Annotated in this window: 2 protein-coding genes; both read right to left on the minus strand. The window is 69.6% G+C overall.

Going from position 1 to position 2270, the window contains the following annotated elements; genetic code table 11:
- Positions 1-163: 163 nt before the first annotated feature.
- Positions 164-811 (minus strand): DUF1190 domain-containing protein, encoded by a 648-nt coding sequence (locus tag I9P22_RS23945; RefSeq protein WP_199262714.1) that lies wholly within the window; start codon positions 809-811, stop codon positions 164-166.
- A gap of 3 nt (positions 812-814) precedes the next feature.
- The gene (locus I9P22_RS23950) at positions 815-2038 is read right to left on the minus strand and encodes a glutathionylspermidine synthase family protein (RefSeq protein WP_199262716.1); all 1224 of its coding nucleotides are present in this window, start codon (positions 2036-2038) and stop codon (positions 815-817) included.
- Positions 2039-2270 lie beyond the last annotated feature (232 nt).

A 2270-nucleotide genomic window follows, 5' to 3' on the forward strand; every position in this document is an offset into this window, starting at 1 on the left:
GGAAACTGCCGGCAGGGTGCGCTTTTCCGCGCTGCTGCGCAAGGGTCTGTGTTAGCGTTAACGTGGCATGGACCGGCCTTGCCGGGGCAAGGGGGCTGTCCGCCCCCTCTTGCGGCTGGCGCCGCAATTCACCCCCGAGGATATTTCGGCAACGGAAAGCCCTTCAGCCGCCGAAGCTGCTGCGCCCACCCGAGCGCGCGGTGGCCGAGGCGCCGAAGCCGCCGCGCTGGCTGACCTGCGCTGCCGACATCGGCGGCTTGCCGATGGTCGAGGGCGCGCGCTGGAAGGTCGCGGCCGGCACCTTGCCGGCGCCGCGGTTGCTGGCGAAGCTCTGGTCGCCCTTGGGAGTGGAATAGCGCCCGTCGGCGGTGCTCACCATCGGCTGCGAGAAGATGCCGCCGCCGCGCGACAGCATCGAGCCCATCATGTAGCCGACCAGCAGCGGCATGAAGGAAAAGCCGCCACCGGAATTCTGCGCCTCCTGCGTCTGTGTCGGATCGCCGCCGCAATTGCCGACGCCGTGTTCCTGCTCGCACAGCTCCTTCGATTCGTAGCGTGGCGCGGTTTCCAGGAATTCCTGCTGGGCGGCGGCGAAGTTCTTGCGACAATCCTCCTCGGTGAACCACAGGGTTTCCTGCTTGCTGGCGGCAATGCAGCTTTCCAGGTCGGGGAAGCTTTGCGCGTCCATGCGGTCGTCCTCGCAGCCGGCCAGCGCCAGGGTGGCGGTGCCGGCCAGCACCAGCGCGACATGGCGGCCGCGCTTGCGGCTGGGGCGCTTGCGCGGATCGGGATCGGAGAATGCGTGGGTCATGGATCAGCCCTCGATGAAATGCGGCTTGAAGCGCGAAAGGTTGTGGGTGATGCGCGAGCGGTCCTCGCGCAGGCCGAGGCCGCAGCAGGTCTCGCCGACGATCCAGGCGCCGAGCACCGGGTAGAACCCGCCGAATTCCGGCAGCGGCGCCAGGCCCTGCACGATCATCGGGTGGTGCGAATAGCTGTCGTCCGGCGTGCGGGCGGCTTCGCGCCCCCGTTCGTGGATCACCACCCCCGCGCCCTCGCGCGAGAAGATCGGCTTGGTCACATGGCCTTGCGCCAGCGTCTCGCGCGCCGCCTCGAAGGCTTCGGCCACGGCGGGGGCGGGGCTGCCGCCCGTCAGCGCCTCGGCCACGTCGTCGAGGAAGAAGGCCGGCAGCAGGTTCGGGTGGCCAGGGAACATCTGCCAGAGCAGCGGCAGGACACCCTTGTTCGACAGGATCGCCTTCCACGGCGGCTCGATGAAGCGGGCGCCCGAGCTTTGCAGATGCGTCGCGAATTCGTCGCGCAGCATGTCCTCCCAGGGGTAGAGCTTGAAGAGCGTGCCGATGACGCGGGACTGCTCGTCGGCGAACTGGCCTTCCTCGGTCAGGCCGATCTGCGAGAGCGCGGTGAAATGCGCGCCGAGGCCCGCCTCGCGCGCGGCCCAGGCCAGGGTTTCCACCGTGGCGTAATCCTCGGGGTTCTGGGGATCGGCGGCGAAATGCACCTCTTCGCCATCGGCGCAGATCTGCGTCCAGCGCGCCACCATCGCCTCGTGGATGCTGTTGAACTGGTCGCAATCCCCGTCGAGCACCCCCGCCGCCTGCTGCTGCTCGAACCAGAGCCACTGGAAGCTGGCGGATTCGTAAAGCGAGGTCGGGGTGTCGGCATTGTATTCCAGCAGCTTCGCCGGCCCGCTGCCGTCATAGGCAAGGTCCATGCGGCCATAGAGCTCGGGCTCGCCCCGCGTCCAGCTGGACGCCACCAGGTCCCAATGGTGCCGGGGAATGCCCAGCCGCGAGAGCCAGGTCTCGTCGGCGATGGCGCGGGCCACCGCCTCGCGGCACATGGCGTGGAGCTCGGTCGCGGGCGCCTCGATGTCCTCCTCGATCTCGCGCAGGGTGAAGCGATAGGCGCTGGTCTCGTCCCAATAGGGCTCGCCGCCCATGTCGGCGAAGGTGAAGCCCAGCTTCTCGGCCTCGTCGCGCCAGCCGGGGCGTTCGGGAAGGGTGCGTTTTTCCATGATCTCTCCTTGCTGCCCGAGATAGGGCGGCAGGCCCGCCCGGCGCAACCCCGCGCGGGCTTTTCAGGGCGGCCGGGCCGGGGTTTCGGATGGCGGTCAGACCGCGACGCCGAAAAGCTTGCCGATCCCCGCCGTCACCGCCAGGGCGAGGATGCCGCCCAGCACCACGCGGCGCACGGCGCGGCCGGGCGGGGCGCCGCCGGCCCAGGCCCCCAGCGCCCCCAGCACCGCC

The sequence above is a fragment of the Paracoccus binzhouensis genome (assembly GCF_016446475.1).
Classification (GTDB): Bacteria; Pseudomonadota; Alphaproteobacteria; order Rhodobacterales; family Rhodobacteraceae; genus Paracoccus; species Paracoccus binzhouensis.